Origin of the sequence: Chelativorans sp. AA-79 (assembly GCF_029457495.1) — a bacterium.
Classification (GTDB): domain Bacteria; phylum Pseudomonadota; class Alphaproteobacteria; order Rhizobiales; family Rhizobiaceae; genus Chelativorans.
The window spans coordinates 2,311,235-2,328,828 of sequence record NZ_CP120361.1 but is presented as its reverse complement, the minus strand read 5'-3'; the positions used below and the strand labels follow the sequence as shown (position 1 = coordinate 2,328,828).

At 65.5% G+C, this 17,594-nt stretch carries 17 protein-coding genes; 14 read left to right on the top strand and 3 right to left on the bottom strand.

Annotated features, from left to right (window positions below):
* Window positions 1–4 precede the first annotated feature (4 nt).
* Both PVE73_RS11235 and PVE73_RS11230 read left to right on the top strand, forming a co-directional pair.
* Window positions 5–457 carry an Lrp/AsnC ligand binding domain-containing protein gene (locus tag PVE73_RS11235; protein WP_277367015.1) on the top strand — a complete coding sequence of 151 codons (453 nt, stop codon included), beginning with the start codon at window positions 5–7 and terminating at the stop codon, window positions 455–457.
* Between the two features lie 160 nt (window positions 458–617).
* A complete protein-coding gene (locus PVE73_RS11230) occupies window positions 618–1,547 on the top strand; it encodes a sugar kinase (RefSeq protein WP_277367014.1) in 930 nt (309 codons plus the stop codon).
* 43 nt (window positions 1,548–1,590) lie between these two features.
* Here the strand turns inward: PVE73_RS11230 and PVE73_RS11225 are convergent, their stop codons facing one another.
* Together PVE73_RS11225 and PVE73_RS11220 are read right to left on the bottom strand one after the other, a co-directional pair.
* Window positions 1,591–3,048, bottom strand: a complete 1,458-nt coding sequence (locus PVE73_RS11225; RefSeq protein ID WP_277367013.1) for an NAD-dependent succinate-semialdehyde dehydrogenase — start codon at window positions 3,046–3,048, stop codon at window positions 1,591–1,593.
* Window positions 3,049–3,199: 151 nt separating this feature from the next.
* A complete protein-coding gene (locus PVE73_RS11220; protein ID WP_277367012.1) occupies window positions 3,200–4,147 on the bottom strand; it encodes an AEC family transporter in 948 nt (315 codons plus the stop codon).
* Between the two features lie 113 nt (window positions 4,148–4,260).
* On the opposite strand from PVE73_RS11220, the gene PVE73_RS11215 reads away from it, so the two are divergent.
* The 6 genes from PVE73_RS11215 to PVE73_RS11190 all read left to right on the top strand — a co-directional run bounded on the left by PVE73_RS11215 (window position 4,261) and on the right by PVE73_RS11190 (window position 9,768).
* On the top strand, window positions 4,261–4,812 hold the full coding sequence (locus tag PVE73_RS11215; RefSeq protein ID WP_277367011.1) for a histidine phosphatase family protein: 552 nt from the start codon (window positions 4,261–4,263) through the stop codon (window positions 4,810–4,812).
* 109 nt (window positions 4,813–4,921) lie between these two features.
* Window positions 4,922–5,206, top strand: coding sequence for an acyl carrier protein (locus PVE73_RS11210; protein WP_277367010.1), 285 nt, complete (start codon window positions 4,922–4,924; stop codon window positions 5,204–5,206).
* Between the two features lie 27 nt (window positions 5,207–5,233).
* Window positions 5,234–6,418: a beta-ketoacyl-ACP synthase gene (locus PVE73_RS11205; protein WP_277367009.1), complete on the top strand. Its 1,185-nt coding sequence runs from the start codon at window positions 5,234–5,236 to the stop codon at window positions 6,416–6,418.
* Between the two features lie 14 nt (window positions 6,419–6,432).
* The gene (locus PVE73_RS11200) at window positions 6,433–7,701 is read left to right on the top strand and encodes a beta-ketoacyl-ACP synthase (protein WP_277367008.1); all 1,269 of its coding nucleotides are present in this window, start codon (window positions 6,433–6,435) and stop codon (window positions 7,699–7,701) included.
* 108 nt (window positions 7,702–7,809) lie between these two features.
* Window positions 7,810–8,838 carry a zinc-binding dehydrogenase gene (locus PVE73_RS11195; RefSeq protein WP_277367007.1) on the top strand — a complete coding sequence of 343 codons (1,029 nt, stop codon included), beginning with the start codon at window positions 7,810–7,812 and terminating at the stop codon, window positions 8,836–8,838.
* 9 nt (window positions 8,839–8,847) lie between these two features.
* Window positions 8,848–9,768 carry a lipid A biosynthesis lauroyl acyltransferase gene (locus PVE73_RS11190; protein WP_277367006.1) on the top strand — a complete coding sequence of 307 codons (921 nt, stop codon included), beginning with the start codon at window positions 8,848–8,850 and terminating at the stop codon, window positions 9,766–9,768.
* Window positions 9,769–9,775: 7 nt separating this feature from the next.
* Here PVE73_RS11190 and PVE73_RS11185 read toward each other — a convergent pair whose 3' ends face one another.
* Window positions 9,776–10,207 (bottom strand): L,D-transpeptidase, encoded by a 432-nt coding sequence (locus PVE73_RS11185; protein WP_277367005.1) that lies wholly within the window; start codon window positions 10,205–10,207, stop codon window positions 9,776–9,778.
* Between the two features lie 193 nt (window positions 10,208–10,400).
* Here PVE73_RS11185 and PVE73_RS11180 point away from each other — a divergent pair, with 193 nt between their 5' ends.
* From PVE73_RS11180 to PVE73_RS11155, 6 genes are all read left to right on the top strand, one after another.
* Window positions 10,401–11,675, top strand: coding sequence for an acetylornithine deacetylase/succinyl-diaminopimelate desuccinylase family protein (locus PVE73_RS11180; protein ID WP_277367004.1), 1,275 nt, complete (start codon window positions 10,401–10,403; stop codon window positions 11,673–11,675).
* A gap of 195 nt (window positions 11,676–11,870) precedes the next feature.
* Window positions 11,871–13,352 (top strand): ABC transporter substrate-binding protein, encoded by a 1,482-nt coding sequence (locus tag PVE73_RS11175; RefSeq protein WP_277367003.1) that lies wholly within the window; start codon window positions 11,871–11,873, stop codon window positions 13,350–13,352.
* 249 nt (window positions 13,353–13,601) lie between these two features.
* The gene (locus PVE73_RS11170) at window positions 13,602–14,558 is read left to right on the top strand and encodes an ABC transporter permease (protein WP_277367002.1); all 957 of its coding nucleotides are present in this window, start codon (window positions 13,602–13,604) and stop codon (window positions 14,556–14,558) included.
* Window positions 14,555–15,424, top strand: coding sequence for an ABC transporter permease (locus tag PVE73_RS11165; protein WP_277367001.1), 870 nt, complete (start codon window positions 14,555–14,557; stop codon window positions 15,422–15,424). The genes PVE73_RS11170 and PVE73_RS11165 overlap by 4 nt, the downstream gene beginning before the upstream one ends.
* Complete coding sequence (locus PVE73_RS11160) at window positions 15,421–17,055, top strand: dipeptide ABC transporter ATP-binding protein (RefSeq protein ID WP_277367000.1); 1,635 nt, start codon at window positions 15,421–15,423, stop codon at window positions 17,053–17,055. The genes PVE73_RS11165 and PVE73_RS11160 overlap by 4 nt, the downstream gene beginning before the upstream one ends.
* Window positions 17,056–17,148: 93 nt before the next feature.
* Window positions 17,149–17,580 (top strand): VOC family protein, encoded by a 432-nt coding sequence (locus PVE73_RS11155; protein WP_277366999.1) that lies wholly within the window; start codon window positions 17,149–17,151, stop codon window positions 17,578–17,580.
* Window positions 17,581–17,594: the final 14 nt, after the last annotated feature.

Here is a 17,594-nt window from a genome sequence, read left to right as displayed (position 1 = left end):
ACGCATGGCGCCGGATCGTTTGGACCGCATCGACCGCAATATCCTCGACGCGCTGTCGCAGGATGGCCGGCTTTCCATTGCGGAACTCGCCAAACGGGTGGGCCTTTCCAAGACGCCGGTCCAGGCGCGGCTGCGCCGACTGGAGGCGGAGGGCTATATCCGCGGCTATACGGCCATCGTGGACCGCGAGCGCATGGGCGTAGGCCACATCGCCTTCGTGCAGGTGACCCTCTCGGACACGCGCTCCGCCGCGCTCGAAGCCTTCAACAAGGCTGCGCTCGCCGTGCCGGAGGTCGACCAATGCCACATGATCGCGGCAAGCTTCGATTATCTGCTCAAGGTGCGAACGAAGGATATCTCTGCCTATCGCCGCGTGCTGGGCGAAAAGATCTCCAACCTGCCGCACGTTTCCCACACCTCCACATTCGTGGTGATGGAGACAGTGAAGGATCGGTGACGGCCACGGCGAGGGAGCGCATTTGTCTAGATGATTAGACAAATAACGCTCTCGCCCGGCACCTCAATTGACTCGTCAAATCTATAGGATAACCGACGGGCATTTGCCCTCCTGCCGGAACGTGCTAATGCGCGGCGCATGGTTTGCTAGGGAGAAGCGCATGAAGGCGGGCGGGGTGGCGTCGGTGGGCGAATGCATGCTGGAACTCTCCGGCGGCAGGGACGACAACTGGCGCATGGGGCATGCCGGCGACACGTTCAACACGCTCTGGGCCATCCGTGCGCTGACTTCAGACACCACCCCGGCGGATTATGTCAGCGCCTTCGGCGACGATCCCTTTTCCGGGCAACAGAAGGATTTTTTCGCGAAGCACGGCATAGGAACGGCCGCCAGCCCGGTCATCCCCGGCCGCCGGCCGGGGCTCTACGCCATCACGCTGACGGGCGCGGAACGCTCCTTCACCTACTGGCGTGCGGATTCAGCCGCACGCCTGCTCGCCGACGACGAAAGGGAACTGCAAAAAAGCCTGCACAATCGCGAGCTTATCTACTTTTCCGGAATCACCTTGGCAATTCTTGAGGACGCCGCCCGCGAAACCTTTTTCTCGGTCCTGCACGATGTTCGGCGGGAAGGCAGCAGGATCGCCTTCGATCCCAACTACCGGCCCCGCCTATGGTCGTCCCCCGAAGCCGCCCGCGTCGCCTTCGAAACGGCACTTGGCAGCAGCGACATCGCGCTGCCCACTTTCCCCGACGAAGCAGCGCTCTACGACGATGCGGATCCCGAAGCGACGGCGAGGCGTATTCGGCAGGCGGGCGTCGGTGAAATTGTGGTGAAGAACGGCTCCGAGCCGACATTGCTTTCAAGCGAAGGCAAGGAAACGTCGATACCGGCTCTCCACGTGGAAACGCCGGTCGACACGACTGGGGCCGGCGATTCCTTCAACGGCGCCTATCTTGCAGCCCGTCTGGCAGGGGATGCGCCGGAGACGGCCGCCCGCCGCGCCCACCGTGTGGCTGCCGCGGTGATCCAGGTCTACGGCGCGCTGGCGCCGTTCGAGGTGCTGCGGCAGGCGTTCGAGGCGACGTAGTTGTGTTCTCGGGTCGCGGCGATTGCGACCCGAGAGCCCTTCCTTAAAATCCCAGCCCGCCGATGCAGACATATTTGGTATCGAGATAGTCGTCGATGCCCTGATGTCCGCCTTCCTTGCCGAGACCCGATTCCTTGAAGCCGCCGAAGGGTGCTTCAACCGTGGTGATCATGCCCTCGTTGACGCCGACGAGCCCGTATCTCAAGCCTTCCATCACCCGGAACGCGCGGCCCAGATCGCTCGTGTAGAAATAGCAGGCGAGGCCGAAGGAGGTGTCGTTGGCCATTTGCACGGCCTCCCGTTCCTCCCTGAAGCGGAAAATCGGTGCGACCGGGCCGAAGATCTCCTCTTCCATGAGACGCATCTTGGGCGCGGCTTCCGTCAGCACGGTGGGCTCGAAGAAGGTGCCGCCGAGCGCATGGCGCTTGCCGCCGGTCGCCACCTTGCCGCCCTTCGCCGTGGCGTCCGCGATCAGTTCCTCGACCTTCTCGACCGCATTCTCGTCGATCAGCGGCCCCTGCTCTACGCCGTCTTCGAGGCCCGAGCCCACTTTCAGCTTCTCCGTGGCCTCGACCAGCTTCTCGACGAAGCGGTCATGGACGCCTTCCTGCACGAAGAAGCGGTTGGTGCACACACAGGTCTGCCCGGCATTGCGGTATTTCGCGATCATGGCGCCCTCGACGGCGCGGTCCACATCCGCATCGTCGAAGACGAGGAAGGGGGCGTTGCCGCCCAGTTCCATGGACACCTTCTTCACCGTGCCGGCCGCCTTTTGCATCAGGAGCTTGCCGATCTCGGTGGAACCGGTGAATGTGATCTTGCGCACCAGCGGGTTTTCGGTGAGCTCGTCGCCGATCTCGGAAGCCGAGCCGGTGACGATGTTCACCACGCCCTTCGGGAAACCCGCCTCTTCCGCCAGCACACCCCAGGCAAGCCCGGAATAGGGCGTCTGGGAGGCGGGCTTCGCCACGGCCGTGCAGCCGGCGGCCAGAGCCGGGCCGAGCTTGCGCGCGAGCATGGAGGACGGGAAGTTCCAAGGCGTGATGGCACCGATCACGCCCACCGGCTCCTTGGTGACGAGGATGCGCCGATCCGCCCAGGGCGAGGGCACCACGTCGCCATAGACCCGCCTGCCCTCCTCCGCGAACCAGAGAATATAGGCGGCCGACATGCCGACCTCCCCCTTGGCCTCAGCAAAGGGCTTGCCCTGCTCCATGACGAGAAGCTCGGCGAGCGCGTCCTGATTGTCCATGATCGCGTCGTGCAGCTTGCGCAGGAGCTTGGCCCGGTCGTTGGCCGATGTCTTCTTCCAGGAATGGAAGGCCTCTTCCGCCGCCTCGATGGCGCGGCGCGTTTCCGCCCGGCCGCCTTTCGGCACCGTGCCGATCGTCTGCCGCGTGGCGGGATTGACCACCTCGATCGTGGCACCTGAATCCGCATTCACCCACTCGCCGCCGATGAAATTCGCCTCGCGCAGGAAATGGCTGGTCTTCTTGAGCATGGTTCCTCCTTTGCCGCCGCGGCGGCGCATTGTCCGGCCAACGGGAAAGTGGTCGAAATGTCAGACTGCTTCAAGCGCGGTCCACGCTCGACCGCTGGGCCAACTTGCCTTTGAAGCTAGGGCCACGTACGGCTCGCGGCAAGGCTATCGTTCAGCCGAACGCCCACTCCGCCACCGCGAGCCAGAAGGCGGTCGTGAAGAAGGCAAGCGCGGTGCTGATGCTCATGGAATTGGAGGCCAACGCCTGGCCTGTGCCGAAGCGGGTGGCGATGAGATAGGGGTTGACGCCGATCGGCAGGGAAGCGGCGGCGACCACCACCTTGGCACTCATGCCGGTGAGGCCCATCGTCTTTGCCATCAAAAGGGCGAGCACCGGCATCAGAAGCAGCTTGAAGGCCGCCATCGCGATCGCCGGACGGATATTGCCGCTGATGCCGTAGCGCCGGAGCCCCAGCCCCATGGCGAAGAGTGCGACCGGCGCTGCGACATCGGCAAGCGCGTCCACGAGCCTTGTCATGAGCGAAGGCATCTCCACACCGGCCGCGCGCCAAAGGAGTCCCGCCACGATGCCGATGATCAGCGGGTTCGTGGCGACGTTGGCGACGAAGTCCCGCACCACCGCACCGAGGCCGTGCGGAGCGTCCTTGTCGCCGAACCAGGAGAAAAGAACAATCGACGCGGCGATCATGATCGGCAAGTGGACGGAGAGGATAAGCGAGAGGACCTCGAAACCCTGCTGCCCGAAAATGCCGAGCGTGAAGGGGATGCCGAGGAGCGCCAGATTCGAGAAGCTGCCGGAAAGTCCGCCGACGACGCCGGCGCGGCTGTCGCGCCCGAAGACATGCACGATCGTGAGCTGCGCCAGGACCCATGTCACCGCCACGGCGGTGAAATAGGTCGCCCAGAGATGGAGCGGCAGGCTATCGGCGAAACTGGCATCCGCCATGGTGCGGAAGAGAAGCAGCGGCACGGCCACCGAGACGGCGAAATCGCTCAGCCCGGCACCGGTCTCCTCCTTGAGGAAGCCGGACCATCCGCTCAGATAACCAAGTGCAACCAGCGCGAAGACGAACGCGACTGTTTCGACGAGAGAAGACATGCGCTTCCGCTTTATGGCACTCCCCTCGCCTGCGCAAGCAGGACCGGGCCCGGCGTGGGTATCGGAGCGGCAGATCAAACTCTATATGGAGAGGAAGAGAACGAGAGATCCTGATGATCCGTACCGCAGCAACCGTCTTCCTGCTCCTCCTTGCCTGCCTTTCCGCTGCGGCGACGGAGGCGGGCTGGGCACTTCTGCGCGAGGGCGGACAGGTGGTGCTCATCAGCAACGCCAACGCACCCGGACACGGCGACCCCGCGAATTTCGACATCGAATCCTGCGCCACCCAGCGCAATCTGTCGGATCGGGGCCGGCAGCAGGCCCGTCGCATGGGCGCGCTCTTCTTTGCCCGGGCGGCACCGATCGAGGAGGTACTGACAAGCCGCTATTGTCGGGCCGTCGAAACGGCAACGCTTGCTTTCGGCGATGCGGAACCCCTCGATGCCCTCGACTACTTCGAGCCGGGCTCCGAAGCAGGGGAAGCGCAGCTGGAGGCGCTGCGCGAGCGCGTGACGGCCTATACGGGCGCCGGCAATCTGGTCATGGTGACGCATCCCGAGGTGATCGAATCCCTTACCGGAGTGCTCCCGCGCGAGGCCGAAGCGGTGATCCTTTCACGGTCTGCGGAGCGGATCGATGTGGCTGCGCGGATCAGGTTCAACTAGGTGAGAGTGAGCCGGCAAGCGTCTCTGCCCTTTTCCTGCCTTCAAAAACCGATTAGAGAGCCGCTGATCTATTTTTCAGAAAAACGAATCCCGTTTCCGAGGGAAGCCAGTGACGACGACATTCGACAAGGTTGCCGATATCATCGCCGAGACGAGCGAGATCGACCGCGACAAGATCACTCCCGAAAGCCACACGATCGACGATCTGGGCATCGACAGCCTGGACTTCCTCGACATCGTCTTCGCGATCGACAAGGAATTCGGCATCAAGGTGCCGCTCGAGAAGTGGACGCAGGAAGTGAATGACGGCAAGGTGGACGGCGAGGAATACTTCGTCATGAAGAACCTGTGCGCCAAGATCGACGCGCTGGTCGCCGCCAAGGCCGCAAGCTGAGTTTCTGCTTCTAACAAGCGAGGGGACATGAACCAGACGGACGTCGTCATCACCGGCATCGGTGTCGTCTCCTCGCTGGGCCTCGGCGCTGAGGCGCACTGGCAGGCGCTCACCGGGCGCGAGCCGATGCCGGTCATCGATCGCGAGCGCTTTGCGCCCTACATCGTCCATCCCCTGCCCGAGATCGACTGGAGCACGCAGATTCCCAAGCGGGGCGACCAGCGCCAGATGGAGACATGGCAGCGGCTGGGCACCTACACGGCGGGGCTCGCGCTTGATGATGCCGGGCTAAAGGACGACGAGGCGCTCTGCGCTTCCATGGACATGATCGTGGCCGCCGGCGGCGGCGAGCGCGACGTGGCGGTGGACCAGGCGATCCTGGACGCCTCGCTCAACCGCAACGACCATGACGTGCTCCTGAACGAGAAGCTCACCACCGAGCTTCGCCCCACGCTCTTCCTGGCCCAGCTTTCCAATCTCCTGGCAGGCAACATCTCCATCGTTCACAAGGTCACCGGCTCCTCCCGCACCTTCATGGGCGAGGACGGCGCCGGCGTTTCGGCCGTCGAGACCGCGGCGGCGCGCATCCGCGCCGGCCAGTCGACGCATCTCCTGGTGGGCGCGGCCTTTCAGACCGAGCATCCGGACATGCTGCTCGCCTACGAGCTCGGCGGCTATCTCCAGCGTGAGAGATGGTCGCCCGTCTGGCAGCGTAACAAGGATCTGGGCGGCGGCGTGATCACCGGCTCGGGCGCTGCTTTTCTCGTGCTCGAATCGCGCGAACATGCCGAAAAGCGCGGCCGCATACCCTATGCGGCGATCGGCGCCGTGGCTTCCGGCCGCTCCCGGCGCAGCGGCGATGCCCTGAAGGATGAGTTTCAACGCATGCTCGCCTCGGTCGCGGGCGAGCGGAAGCCCATCCTGACAATCTCCGGCGCCTCCGGCGCCCACGCCCCGACGGAAGCGGAAAAAGCCGCGCTCGAAGACAGCGGAGCTGTGGCACGAGCCTTCTCCGGCATCACCGGTCATCTGAAGGAGGCGCAGTTCCCCTTCGCCGTGGCGCTGGCGGCCCTCGCCATCCGCAACGGACAAGCCTATCCCGCCTTCGATCCCTCGGTCGAGAAGCCGTTCGAAACCGCGCCCAAGACCATGCTCGCCACGTCCGTCGGCTACAACTGCTTCGAAGGCGTCGGGCTCGTCGTCGAGGCCTGAGGAAGGAGCGTCCCATGAAGACCACCGACAGTTTCGGACGACCGCTCGTCGCCGTCACCGGCATGGGGGTCGTCACCTCGCTCGGCCAGGGCAAGAAGGACAATTGGGAGGCGCTGACCGGCGGGCGCTCCGGCATCCACCCGATCGCCCGCTTCCCCACCGATCATCTGGCCACGACGATCGCCGGCACCATCGAATTTCTGCCGGAAAGCAGTGGTGGGGCCAGCGCGCTCACCTTCGCTCTCGCCGATTTCGCCGCGGATGAAGCGATCGGCGAGGCCGGGCTGGCGCAGGCCGATTTCGGCGGCCCGCTGTTCCTCGCCGCCCCGCCGGTGGAACTCGATTGGCACAACCGGCTCAGCCTCTACGCGCAATCCGACCGTTCCAACGGTTGGCGCAGCCTGATCGAAGCCGCGCGCAAGGCGAATGAGGAAGCGCTGTTCGACGAAAGCCAGTTCGCCGCGATCGCCGACCGGCTGGCGGAGAAATACGGCACGCGCGGCCTGCCGATCACGCTTTCCACCGCCTGCGCTTCGGGCGCCACGGCGATCCAGCTCGGCACGGAGGCGATCCGCCGCGGCGAATGCGACCGGGCGCTTGCCATCGGCGCCGACGGCTCGGCGACCGCCGAGGCGCTCATTCGCTTTTCGCTTCTTTCCGCGCTCTCGACGCAAAACGAGCGGCCGGAAAAAGCCTCCAAGCCCTTCTCGAAGGATCGCGACGGCTTCGTTCTGGCGGAAGGTTCGGGCGCTCTGGTGCTGGAATCGCTGGAAAGCGCGCTTTCGCGCGGCGCGGAGGTTTTGGGCATCCTGCGCGGCTGCGGCGAGAAGGCGGACGATTTCCACCGCACCCGCTCCAAGCCCGACGGCTCGCCGGCCATCGCCGCCGTGCGCGCCGCGCTCCAGGATGCCGGCATGTCGGAAGACGAGATCGCCTATGTGAACGCCCACGGCACCTCGACGCCCGAAAACGACAAGATGGAGCATCTCTCGCTCTCCACCGTCTTCGGCGAGCGCATGCGCAGCATCCCGATTTCCTCCAACAAGTCGATGATCGGCCACACGCTTTCGGCCGCCGGCGCGGTCGAGGCGGTCTTCTCGCTCCTGACCATGCGCGAGGGGGTCATCCCGCCCACCATCAATTACGAGAACCCGGACCCGTCCATCGATCTCGACGTGGTCCCGAACACGAAGCGTGACGCGGACGTGGCGACGGTGCTCTCCAATTCCTTCGGCTTCGGCGGCCAGAACACGTGCCTGGTGATGGCGAGGGAGGCGGGGTGAAAAGAACCAATGGTGAAATAGCGAGTAGCGAATAGGGAAAAGCATCTGTAATCGGGTTCTTTCTATTCGCTATTCGCTACTCCCTATTCGCTTCCGAGACACTGACCCATGCGCGCACTCCAGCTCATCGCCGACCGCAAGCTTGAGATTGCGGACATTTCCCCGCCCCCTCCTCCCGCCCACGGCGAAGTGACGGTCCGCATTTCGGCCGTGGCGCTCAATCACATCGACGTGTGGGGTTGGCGTGGCATGGCCTTTGCCAAGCGCAAGCTGCCGCTCACGGTGGGTGCCGAGGCGTCCGGCCGGGTGGATGCGATCGGCCCCGGCGTCATGGGCCTGGCGCCCGGCCAGCTCGTATCCATCTACGGCGCACGCACCTGCGGTCTTTGCCGCCCCTGCCGCGAGGGCCGCGACAATCTGTGCGAGAATGTGGGCGGCGTGCACGGCTTCCATCTCGACGGCTTCGCGCAGGAGAAGATCAACCTGCCGGCCCGCCTCCTCGTACCCGCGCCGCCCGGCGTGGACGAGATCGGGGCGGCGGTCGCCCCTGTCACCTTCGGCACGGTCGAGCATATGCTGTTCGACAACGCGAAGCTCGAGCCGGGCGAGACGATCCTGGTCCATGCCGGCGGCTCGGGCATCGGCTCGGCCGCGATCCAGCTCGCCAGGCGCATGGGCTGCACGGTGATCACCACCGTGGGCTCGAACGAGAAGATCGAGAGGGCGAAGGCGCTCGGCGCCGATCACGTGATCAACTATCGCGAGGACCGTTTCGAAGGCGCCGTGCGCAAGATCACGAAGAAGCGCGGCGTGGATGTGGTGTTCGAGCATGTGGGCGCGGACACCTGGGCTGGATCCATGCTGTCGCTCCGCCGGGGCGGGCGGCTCGTCACCTGCGGATCCACCTCGGGTGTGTCCACCAGCATCAACCTGATGCAGCTCTTCCAGCAGCAGCTAAAGATCCTGGGTTCCTTCGGCTGCCGCATGGAGAACATGGCGGATGCCATGCAGAAGATGGCGGCGGGCCTCGTTTCGCCGGTGATCGACACCGAAGTCGGCTTCGAGGAGATCGACAGGGCCCTCGCCCGCATGGAAGGCCGCGACGTCTTCGGCAAGATCATCTTGCGCGTCGGCTGATCGCCATCGATGAAGCGCTTCCTCCGCAAGCTCGGCCGCAGGCTCAAGACCGCCGAGCATTGGCTGACGGCGCAGGTGGCGCTTGCCGTCCTTTGGCTGCTCCGGCTGCTGCCGCCGGATGCGGCGCTGAACTTCGCCGAGCGCGTCGCGCGCCGGATCGGACCCTGGACGGGGCGGCACCGGGTGGCGCTCGGCAATCTGCGCCGCGCCTATCCGGAAAAGCCGGAGGCGGAACTCGAAGCCATCGCCTCGGACATGTGGGCGAACATGGCGCGGCTCGCGGTCGAATATGTCTTTCTCGACAAGCTCTTCGACTTCGATCCCGACAGCCCTGTGCCGGGCCGCGTGGAGGTCTCCGGCATCGACATTTTCCTGCGCATACGCGAGGAGAATCGCCCGCACATCTTCTTCACCGCCCATCTCGGCAATTTCGAATTCCTGCCCATCGCGGCAGCGACCTTCGGCCTGCAGGTCACCTCTCTCTTCCGGCCGCCGAACAACCCTTATATCGCCGATTACATCCACAAGACGCGCCGCTCCTCCATGGGCGGGCTTCTCGCATCGCGCTCGGGCGCAGCCCTCCAGCTCGCGCGCGTGCTGGAGGAAGGCGGCAATATCGGCGCGCTGGTGGACCAGAAATTCATGGGCGGCGTGCGCACCCGCTTCTTCGGCCGCGAATGCAACACCAGCCCGCTCGTGCCCAAGCTCGCGCGCCATTACGACTGCGACGTCTATCCCGCCCACTGCATCCGCCTGCCCGGCGGACGCTACCGTCTGGAAGTGAGCGAAAAGCTCGACCTGCCCCGCGGCGGGGATGGCGCCGTCGACGTGCAGAAGACGGCGCAACTCCTGAACGACGTGGTGGAAGGCTGGGTGCGTGCCGATCCCGGCCAGTGGATGTGGTTCCACAAACGCTGGCAGATCCGCTGACCGATCCTCACTCCGTCACGACGATGCGCGTGTTGGCCGGTCCGATCTTCTGCACGAGCGAATAGAACTGCGCTGCGTTGTCCGGGTGGAGCCGCACGCATCCGTGCGAGGCCGGGCGCCCCAGCGCCTTCACGGCGGATGTGCCGTGGACTGCGTAGCCGCCATGGTAGAAGACCGCGTGCGGCATGGGCGCCATCTCGTATTTGCGCGAGTGCCACATGCGGTGCATGCGCGTCGGCTTCCAGCTGCCGCGCGGCGTGACATAGCCCTTGCGCGCCGTCGAGACCGGCCAGCGGTAAAGGACCTTGCCGCCCTTCTTGACCGTCATGACCTGTTTGGACAGGCTCACTTTTGCCTCCAGATTGCCCGCGAACGCCTCTCCGGCAAGGAAGGTGGTGACGGCCGCCGCGGCGACGACGCTCCAAATCAGCTTTTTCATGTTTCACCTCGACTGTCCCCAGCGCGAATCGCGCCGAACTCTGCCATGGAGATACAACTTGGAGATTAAGTTTCCTTGTAATCTCCCGATAAGGTAGAGCATTGGCAGCTTACCGACTCTTAGCCAAGACGTGTTGCGGAGCTCGCCCTTTCACCGGCTTGCCAAGCGCGGAGAATCCCGGCTTGATGGCCCCATGAACGACGATCTGGCCAAAGCCGTCAGTGATCGCAGGGAAGAGCTTGTCGCGCTCACGGTCGAACTGATCCGCTTTCCCACCGTGAACCCGCCCGGCGAGGCCTACACGCCCTGCGCGGAATACCTGAACGGGAAGCTCGCCGCGCGCGGGTTCGAAACGAGGCTCATCCGCGGCGAAGGCGCGCCCGGCGACAGCGACCGCTATCCGCGGACCAATGTGGTCGCCCGGCGCGAAGGCCGGCGGCCCGGCCCGACCGTCCATTTCAACTCGCATATCGACGTGGTGGAGGCCGGAGAGGGCTGGACGGTCGATCCCTTCGCCGGCGTGGTGCGGGACGGAAAGGTGTTCGGCCGCGGCGCCTGTGACATGAAAGGCGGGCTCGCCGCCTCCATCATCGCGGTCGACGCCTTCATGGCCGTCCATCCGGATTTCCCCGGAGCAATCGAGATCTCCGGCACGGTGGACGAGGAGTCCGGCGGCTATGGCGGCGTGGCGCATCTGGCACGGCAGGGCTTCTTCTCCAGGCCCCGTGTCGATCACGTCATCATCCCCGAGCCGCTGAACAAGGACCGCATCTGTCTCGGCCATCGCGGCGTGTGGTGGGCGGAGATCGAGACCGGCGGCTCGATCGCCCATGGCTCCATGCCCTTCCTCGGCGATTCTGCGATCCGCCACATGGCGGCGGTGCTCCACGCCTTCGAGGAAGAGCTTTACCCCGCCCTCGATTGCAAGCGGACGGAGATGCCCGTGGTGCCCGAGGGCGCGCGCCGCTCCACCATGAACATCAACTCCATCCATGGTGGCCAGACGGAGGATTTCTTTCCGGGCCTCCCCTCCCCCAATGTGGCCGATTCCTGCCGCTTGGTGATCGACCGCCGCTTCCTCATCGAGGAAAGCCTCGAGGAGGTGAAGGGCGAGGTGGTCGCGATCCTGGAGCGGCTGAAACGCGAGCGCCCGCGCTTCAGCTATTCGCTCCGCGACCTGATGGAGGTGCTGCCCACCATGACGGATCGCGGTGCACCGGTGCCGCAGGCGCTCGCCGCCGCCATCCGCCAAGTCTTCGGCAGGGAGCCTGACTACGTGATTTCGCCCGGCACCTACGACCAGAAGCACGTCGCCCGCATCGGCCACCTGCACGATTGCGTGGCCTACGGGCCGGGCGTCCTCGACCTCGCGCATCGGCCGGACGAATGGGTGGGGATCGAGGACATGCTGGAATCGGCGACCGTGATGGCGATGAGCCTGGATACGCTGCTGAGAGGTATCGGGTGAAGCTGACTCCCCCTCACTTGCGATTTCTCGGGTTTGGCGAAGCTAAGCCCGTAGAAATCGCAAGTGAGGGGTGAATCGCCACCGCTTCCCCGCCGAAGTTCAGCACCAAGCCGATTTACTCGCCCTCCGATTCGCGCTTCAATCGGCCCGGCAACATGCACCTGCAAAGCGGTGCCGGACGTGGGGAGTGACGGAATGAAGACGATTGCACGATTGCTGGGCGCAGCCGCCATCCTGGCCGCCTCGGGCACTGCTGCGCTGAGCGCGCGCACGGACCTGGTGGTGGGCGTGGTGCTCGAGCCTCCGCATCTCGACCCAACGGCGGGTGCGGCCGCCGCGATCGACGAGATCGTCTATGCCAATATCTTCGAAGGGCTCACCCGCATCGGCCCCAGCGGTGACGTGCTGCCCGCATTGGCCGAAAGCTGGGAAATCTCGGAGGACGGCAAGACCTACACGTTCAAGCTGCACGAGGGCGTCAAATTCCATGACGGCACGACCTTCGACGCGGAGGACGTGAAATTCACGCTCGAGCGTGCCATGGTAGAGGATTCCGTCAACGCGCAGAAAGTGCTGTTCTCCGCGATCGACGGCGTCGAGGTGGTGGACCCTGCCACGGTGAAGGTCACGCTCGAGCACCCGCAGGGCTCCTTCCTCTACAATATGGGCTGGGGCGACGCCGTGATCGTGGCGCCCGAATCGGCCGGCGGCAACAAGGAGAACCCCATCGGCACCGGGCCGTTCAAATTCGACAGCTGGGCCAAGGGCTCTTCCGTCACCATGTCGAAGAATCCGGACTATTGGGGCGAGCCGGCGGCGCTGGAGAAGGCCGAGTTCCGTTTCATCCCGGACGCGGCCGCCTCCGTGACCGCGCTGCTTTCCGGCGACGTGCAGGCTTTCCCCAACATGCAGGCGGGCGATGCGCTGCCGCAGATCGAGGCCGATCCCCGCTTCGAGGTCGTGATCGGCGCCACGGAGGGCGAGACGATCCTCGCCATGAACAACGGCAAGGAGCCTTTCGGCAATCTGAAGGTCCGGCAGGCGATCTCCCACGCGGTCAACCGCGACGAGGTGATCCTAGGCGCCACCAGCGGTCACGGCGTACCGATCGGTACGCACTTCTCGCCGGCAAACCCGGCCTATGTGGACCTCACCGGCACCTATCCCCACGACGTGGAAAAGGCCAGGGCGCTTCTGGCGGAAGCGGGCTATCCCGACGGATTCTCAGCCACCCTGAAGCTGCCGCCGCCGCCCTACGCCCGCCTTGGCGGCGAAATCATCGCATCCGAGCTGCGCGAGGTGGGGATCAACCTCGAGATCATTCCGATGGAATGGGCCCAATGGCTGGAGCAGGTCTTCACCAACAAGGACTACGACCTCACCATCGTCTCCCACACCGAGCCCAACGACATCAACATCTACGCGCGTGACGATTACTACTTCGACTACCAGAACCCGAAATTCAAAGAGGTGATGGCCGAACTCGATGCGACGACGGATCGGGAGAAACGCAACGAGCTCTATGGGCAGGCGCAGCGCATCCTCACCGAGGACGCCGTGAACGTCTTCCTCTTCCAGCTTCCCAAGGTCGGCGTGTGGGACGCGAAGCTCGAGGGCATGTGGGAGAACATGCCGATCCAGGCGAATGACCTGACGAAGGTGCGTTGGGTGGATTGATGGGCGCTTTGTGCGTTGTTCTTTTGAGGCCGGATTCCTGCACTGGATGACCCCCCTCTGGCCTGCCGGACATCTCCCCCTCAACGGGGGAGATTGCGCCGTCCGCTTGCTTCAGTGCCTCTTCTGCAGCGCGGATGACTGGCGAAACGAACTGCGACAGCCAATCTCCCCCTTGAGGGGAGATGGCCGGCAGGCCAGAGGGGGTGTGGAGGAGCGCCGGCGAAACCAATTGGCAACGGGGCAGGTTCGATGACGGCCTATCTCCTCCGCCGTCTCCTCATCGCCTTTGCGACGCTTCTCGCCGCGTCGCTGGTCGTCTTTTCGGTGCTCGAAATCCTGCCCGGCGACCCGGCCCGCATCATGCTCGGCCTGAACGCCAGTCCAGAGGCGCTGGAAAGCCTGCGCAGCCAAATGGGCCTCGACCGTCCCGTGTCCACCCGTTACCTGGACTGGCTCGGCGGCATGGTCGTGGGTGATTTCGGGCGCTCCATCACCTATTCCTCGCCGGTGATCGACCTCGTGGCGGAGCGCCTCGCCGTATCGCTGCCGCTTGCCGTGATCGCGCTGGCGCTCTCCACGGCGATCGCCCTTCCGGTCGGTGTCTTCGCCGCTTCCCGGCGCGGACGCGCCGCCGATACCGTCACCATGGGCGTCGCGCAGGTGGGCGTGGCAGTGCCCAATTTCTGGTTCGCGCTTCTTCTCGTCTACGTCTTCGCCGTGGGGCTCCGCCTGGTGCCGGCCGGCGGCTTTCCCGGCTGGGGCGATGATTGGAGCGGCCATTGGCGGGCCTTGAAGGCGCTCGTCCTGCCGGCGATCTCGCTCGCCCTGCCGCAAGCCGCCATCCTTGCCCGCGTCACGCGCTCGGCCATGGTGGAGGTGCTGGGCGAGGATTATATCCGCACCGCCCGCGCCAAGGGCCTGCCCCGGCGCATGGTGCTGTGGCGGCACGCGCTGCGCAACGCGATGATTCCGGTGCTCACCATTCTCGGCCTGCAATTCGCCTTCCTGCTCGCCGGCACGATCATCATCGAGAACGTGTTCTACCTGCCGGGCCTCGGACGCCTCATCTTCCAGGCCATCAGCCAGCGCGACCTGATCGTGGTGGAAGGCGTGGTGATGCTGCTGGTGGCCAGCGTCATCCTCATCAATTTCCTGGTCGACCTCTGCTACGCGGTCGTCGATCCGCGCCTGAGGGTTGGCCGATGAGCCTCGACCCGGTCTTCACCCCGGTGCCCGAGCGGCATGTGCTGCGCAAGGCGCTCGACAACCGCTCCTTCCTGATCGGCCTTGCGATCACGTCCCTGGTGGCGCTGATGGCGCTCGTCTCCTTCGTCTGGACACCCTACGACATCACGCGCCTGCAGGTCGCCGACAGGCTCCAGGGACTGTCGCTGGCCCATCCATTCGGCACCGACCATATGGGGCGCGACATCCTGTCGATGATCATGATCGGCGCGCGCAACTCGATTGCCGTCGCCCTCGTGGCGGTCGGGATCGGCATGGGCCTCGGCGTACCGCTCGGTACGTGGGCGGCCGCGCGCGGCGGCTGGGCCGACGAGATGCTGATGCGCGCCAACGACGTGGTCTTTGCCTTTCCGTCGCTGCTCTCGGCGGTGATGATCACGGCGATCTTCGGTCCGGGCGCGATCAATGCCATCATCGCCATCGGTATCTTCAACGTGCCCGTCTTCGCCCGCATCGCCCGTGCCGGTGCGCTGGCGCTCTGGCCGCGCGAATTCATCCTGGCCGCGCGGGCCGCGGGCAAGGGCAAGATGCTGATCACGGTCGAGCACATCCTGCCCAATATCGCGAGCCTGCTCCTCGTCCAGGGTACCATCCAGTTCGCGCTCGGCATCCTGGCGGAAGCCGGGCTTTCCTATCTCGGCCTCGGCGCGCAGCCGCCCATGCCCTCCTGGGGCCGCATGCTCTTCGATGCGCAGACGCGCATTGCCGTCGCACCGCATCTCGCCCTCTTCCCGGGCCTCGCCATCGTCGTCACCGTGCTCGGCCTCAACCTCCTCGGCGACGGACTGCGCGACGTGCTCGACCCTCGGCTGAGGCGCGAAGGATGAGCCTTCTTGCGATCGAGAACCTGTCGCTTCGGATCGGCGGCACACCGATCCTGAAGGATATCGATCTTTCGATCGCGCCCGGTGAGGTGATGGGGCTCGTCGGCGAATCGGGGTCCGGCAAGTCCATGACGGCGCTCACCGTCATGAAGCTCCTGCCCCATGGAGCCGAGGCGACCGGCCGCGTCGCCTTCGACGGCATCGATATCCTCGCGGCACCCGAAGCCGCCATGTGCCGGCTGCGCGGGGACGACATCGGCATGGTCTTCCAGGAACCGATGACGGCGCTGAACCCGGTGAAGACCATCGGCGAGCAGGTCGCCGAAGGCATCCGCTGGCATACGGGCGCGAACCGCACCGATGCGGAGGCGCGCGCCCGCGCGATGCTCCACCGCGTGGGCCTGCCCGAGGCGAAATTCCCCCTCACGCGCTATCCGCACGAGCTTTCGGGCGGGCAGCGCCAGCGCGTCGTCATCGCCATCGCCTGCGCGCTGAAACCGAAGCTGCTCATCGCCGACGAGCCGACCACCGCTCTCGACGTGGTGCTGCAGAAGCAGATCCTGGAACTCCTGCGCGAACTCGTGGACGAGAACCGCATGAGCCTGCTCCTCATCTCGCACGATCTCGCGGTCGTCGCGGAGATGACCGACCGCGTCACCATCATCCGCCGGGGAGAGGTGATGGAGGCGGGAGAGACCGCACGCACGCTGACGGAAATGGCGCATCCCTATACGAGGCGCCTGGCCGAGGCTTCCACTCACGTGCCCGCACGCGCAGGGCCGCAGCAGCCTGCCGCCCCGGCCGCACCGTTCCTGGAGGTGAAGGGCCTCACGCGCGACTACCCGGTGCGGCGCGCCTCCCTCTTCTCCCGGCCGGGGACCTTCCGGGCGGTGGACGATGTCTCCTTCGCGCTTCAACCCGGCCGGTCGATGGCGCTGGTCGGCCGTTCGGGCTGCGGGAAATCCACGCTCGCCCGAATGGTCCTGGCGCTGGACCGGCCGACGGCCGGCTCCATCCGCTTCATGGGCGAAGAGATTAGCGGGAAGGGCGAGCAAGCGCTGCGCTCCGCCCGCCGCAACATGCAGGTGGTGTTCCAGGATCCCTACGGCTCCTTCGATCCGCGCCGCAAGGCGGAGTGGCTGGTGGCCGAGCCCCTGCATCTGCTCGACCAGAAGCCCGATGCGGCGGGCCGACGGGACCTGGTGGCCGAAGCGCTGGAACAGGTGGGACTGGCACCCGCGGACATGCGCAAATACCCGCACCAATTCTCCGGCGGCCAGCGCCAGCGCCTTTCCATCGCCCGCGCAATCATCACCAAACCGAAGCTGATCGTGGCCGACGAGCCCGTCTCCGCGCTGGACGTCTCCATCCGCGCCCAGATCCTCGACCTCTTCGCAGACCTCCGCGACCGGCTCGGCGTGGCCTATCTCTTCATCACCCACGACCTGACCGTCGCTCGCGCCGTCACCGACACGGTGATGGTGATGCACGAAGGCAGGATCGTCGAACGGGGCAACACCGCGACCGTTCTCTCGCGCCCGGAGACCGAGCCGGCCAGGGCCCTGGTCGACGCTGCACCCGACCTGCAGCATGCGCTGCAAGGACGGATGACCCGTCCGGCCAGGGAGGTGTAGGATGCGACGGTTACGCCCTCGCAGCAACGATTGCTGCGGTAAACCGTTGGTGGAAGGCAGCCTGTGCCGTCTCTTCCTGCTGAGGAGTGCATCATGAGCAAATCCGTTGCCATCCAGCCGCCGCGCGTCTACCCGACCTTCCGCTATCGCGACCCCGCCGCCATGATCGACTGGCTGGTCAAGGTGTTCGGCTTTTCCATCCATGCCCGTTACGGCGAAGGCAACACCGTCGTGCATGCCGAGCTCGCCCTCGGCTCCTCGATCGTCATGCTCGGCCAGGTGGCGGACGACGCCTATGGCGCGATGGTTGGCGGCCCCGGTGAGAACGGCGGCAAATCCACCTATGTCGCGGTCGAGGATGTCGACCTCGTCCATGAGCGCGCGGTGAAGGAAGGTGCGGAAATCCTCCAGGGCCCGGTGGACCGCGACTATGGCAGCCGCGAGTTCATCTGCCGCGACCCCGAGGGCAATATCTGGTCCGTCGGCACCTATTGGCCGAAAGCCCACGAGGCGGCGGAGGAATAGGACGTGGCGGCACC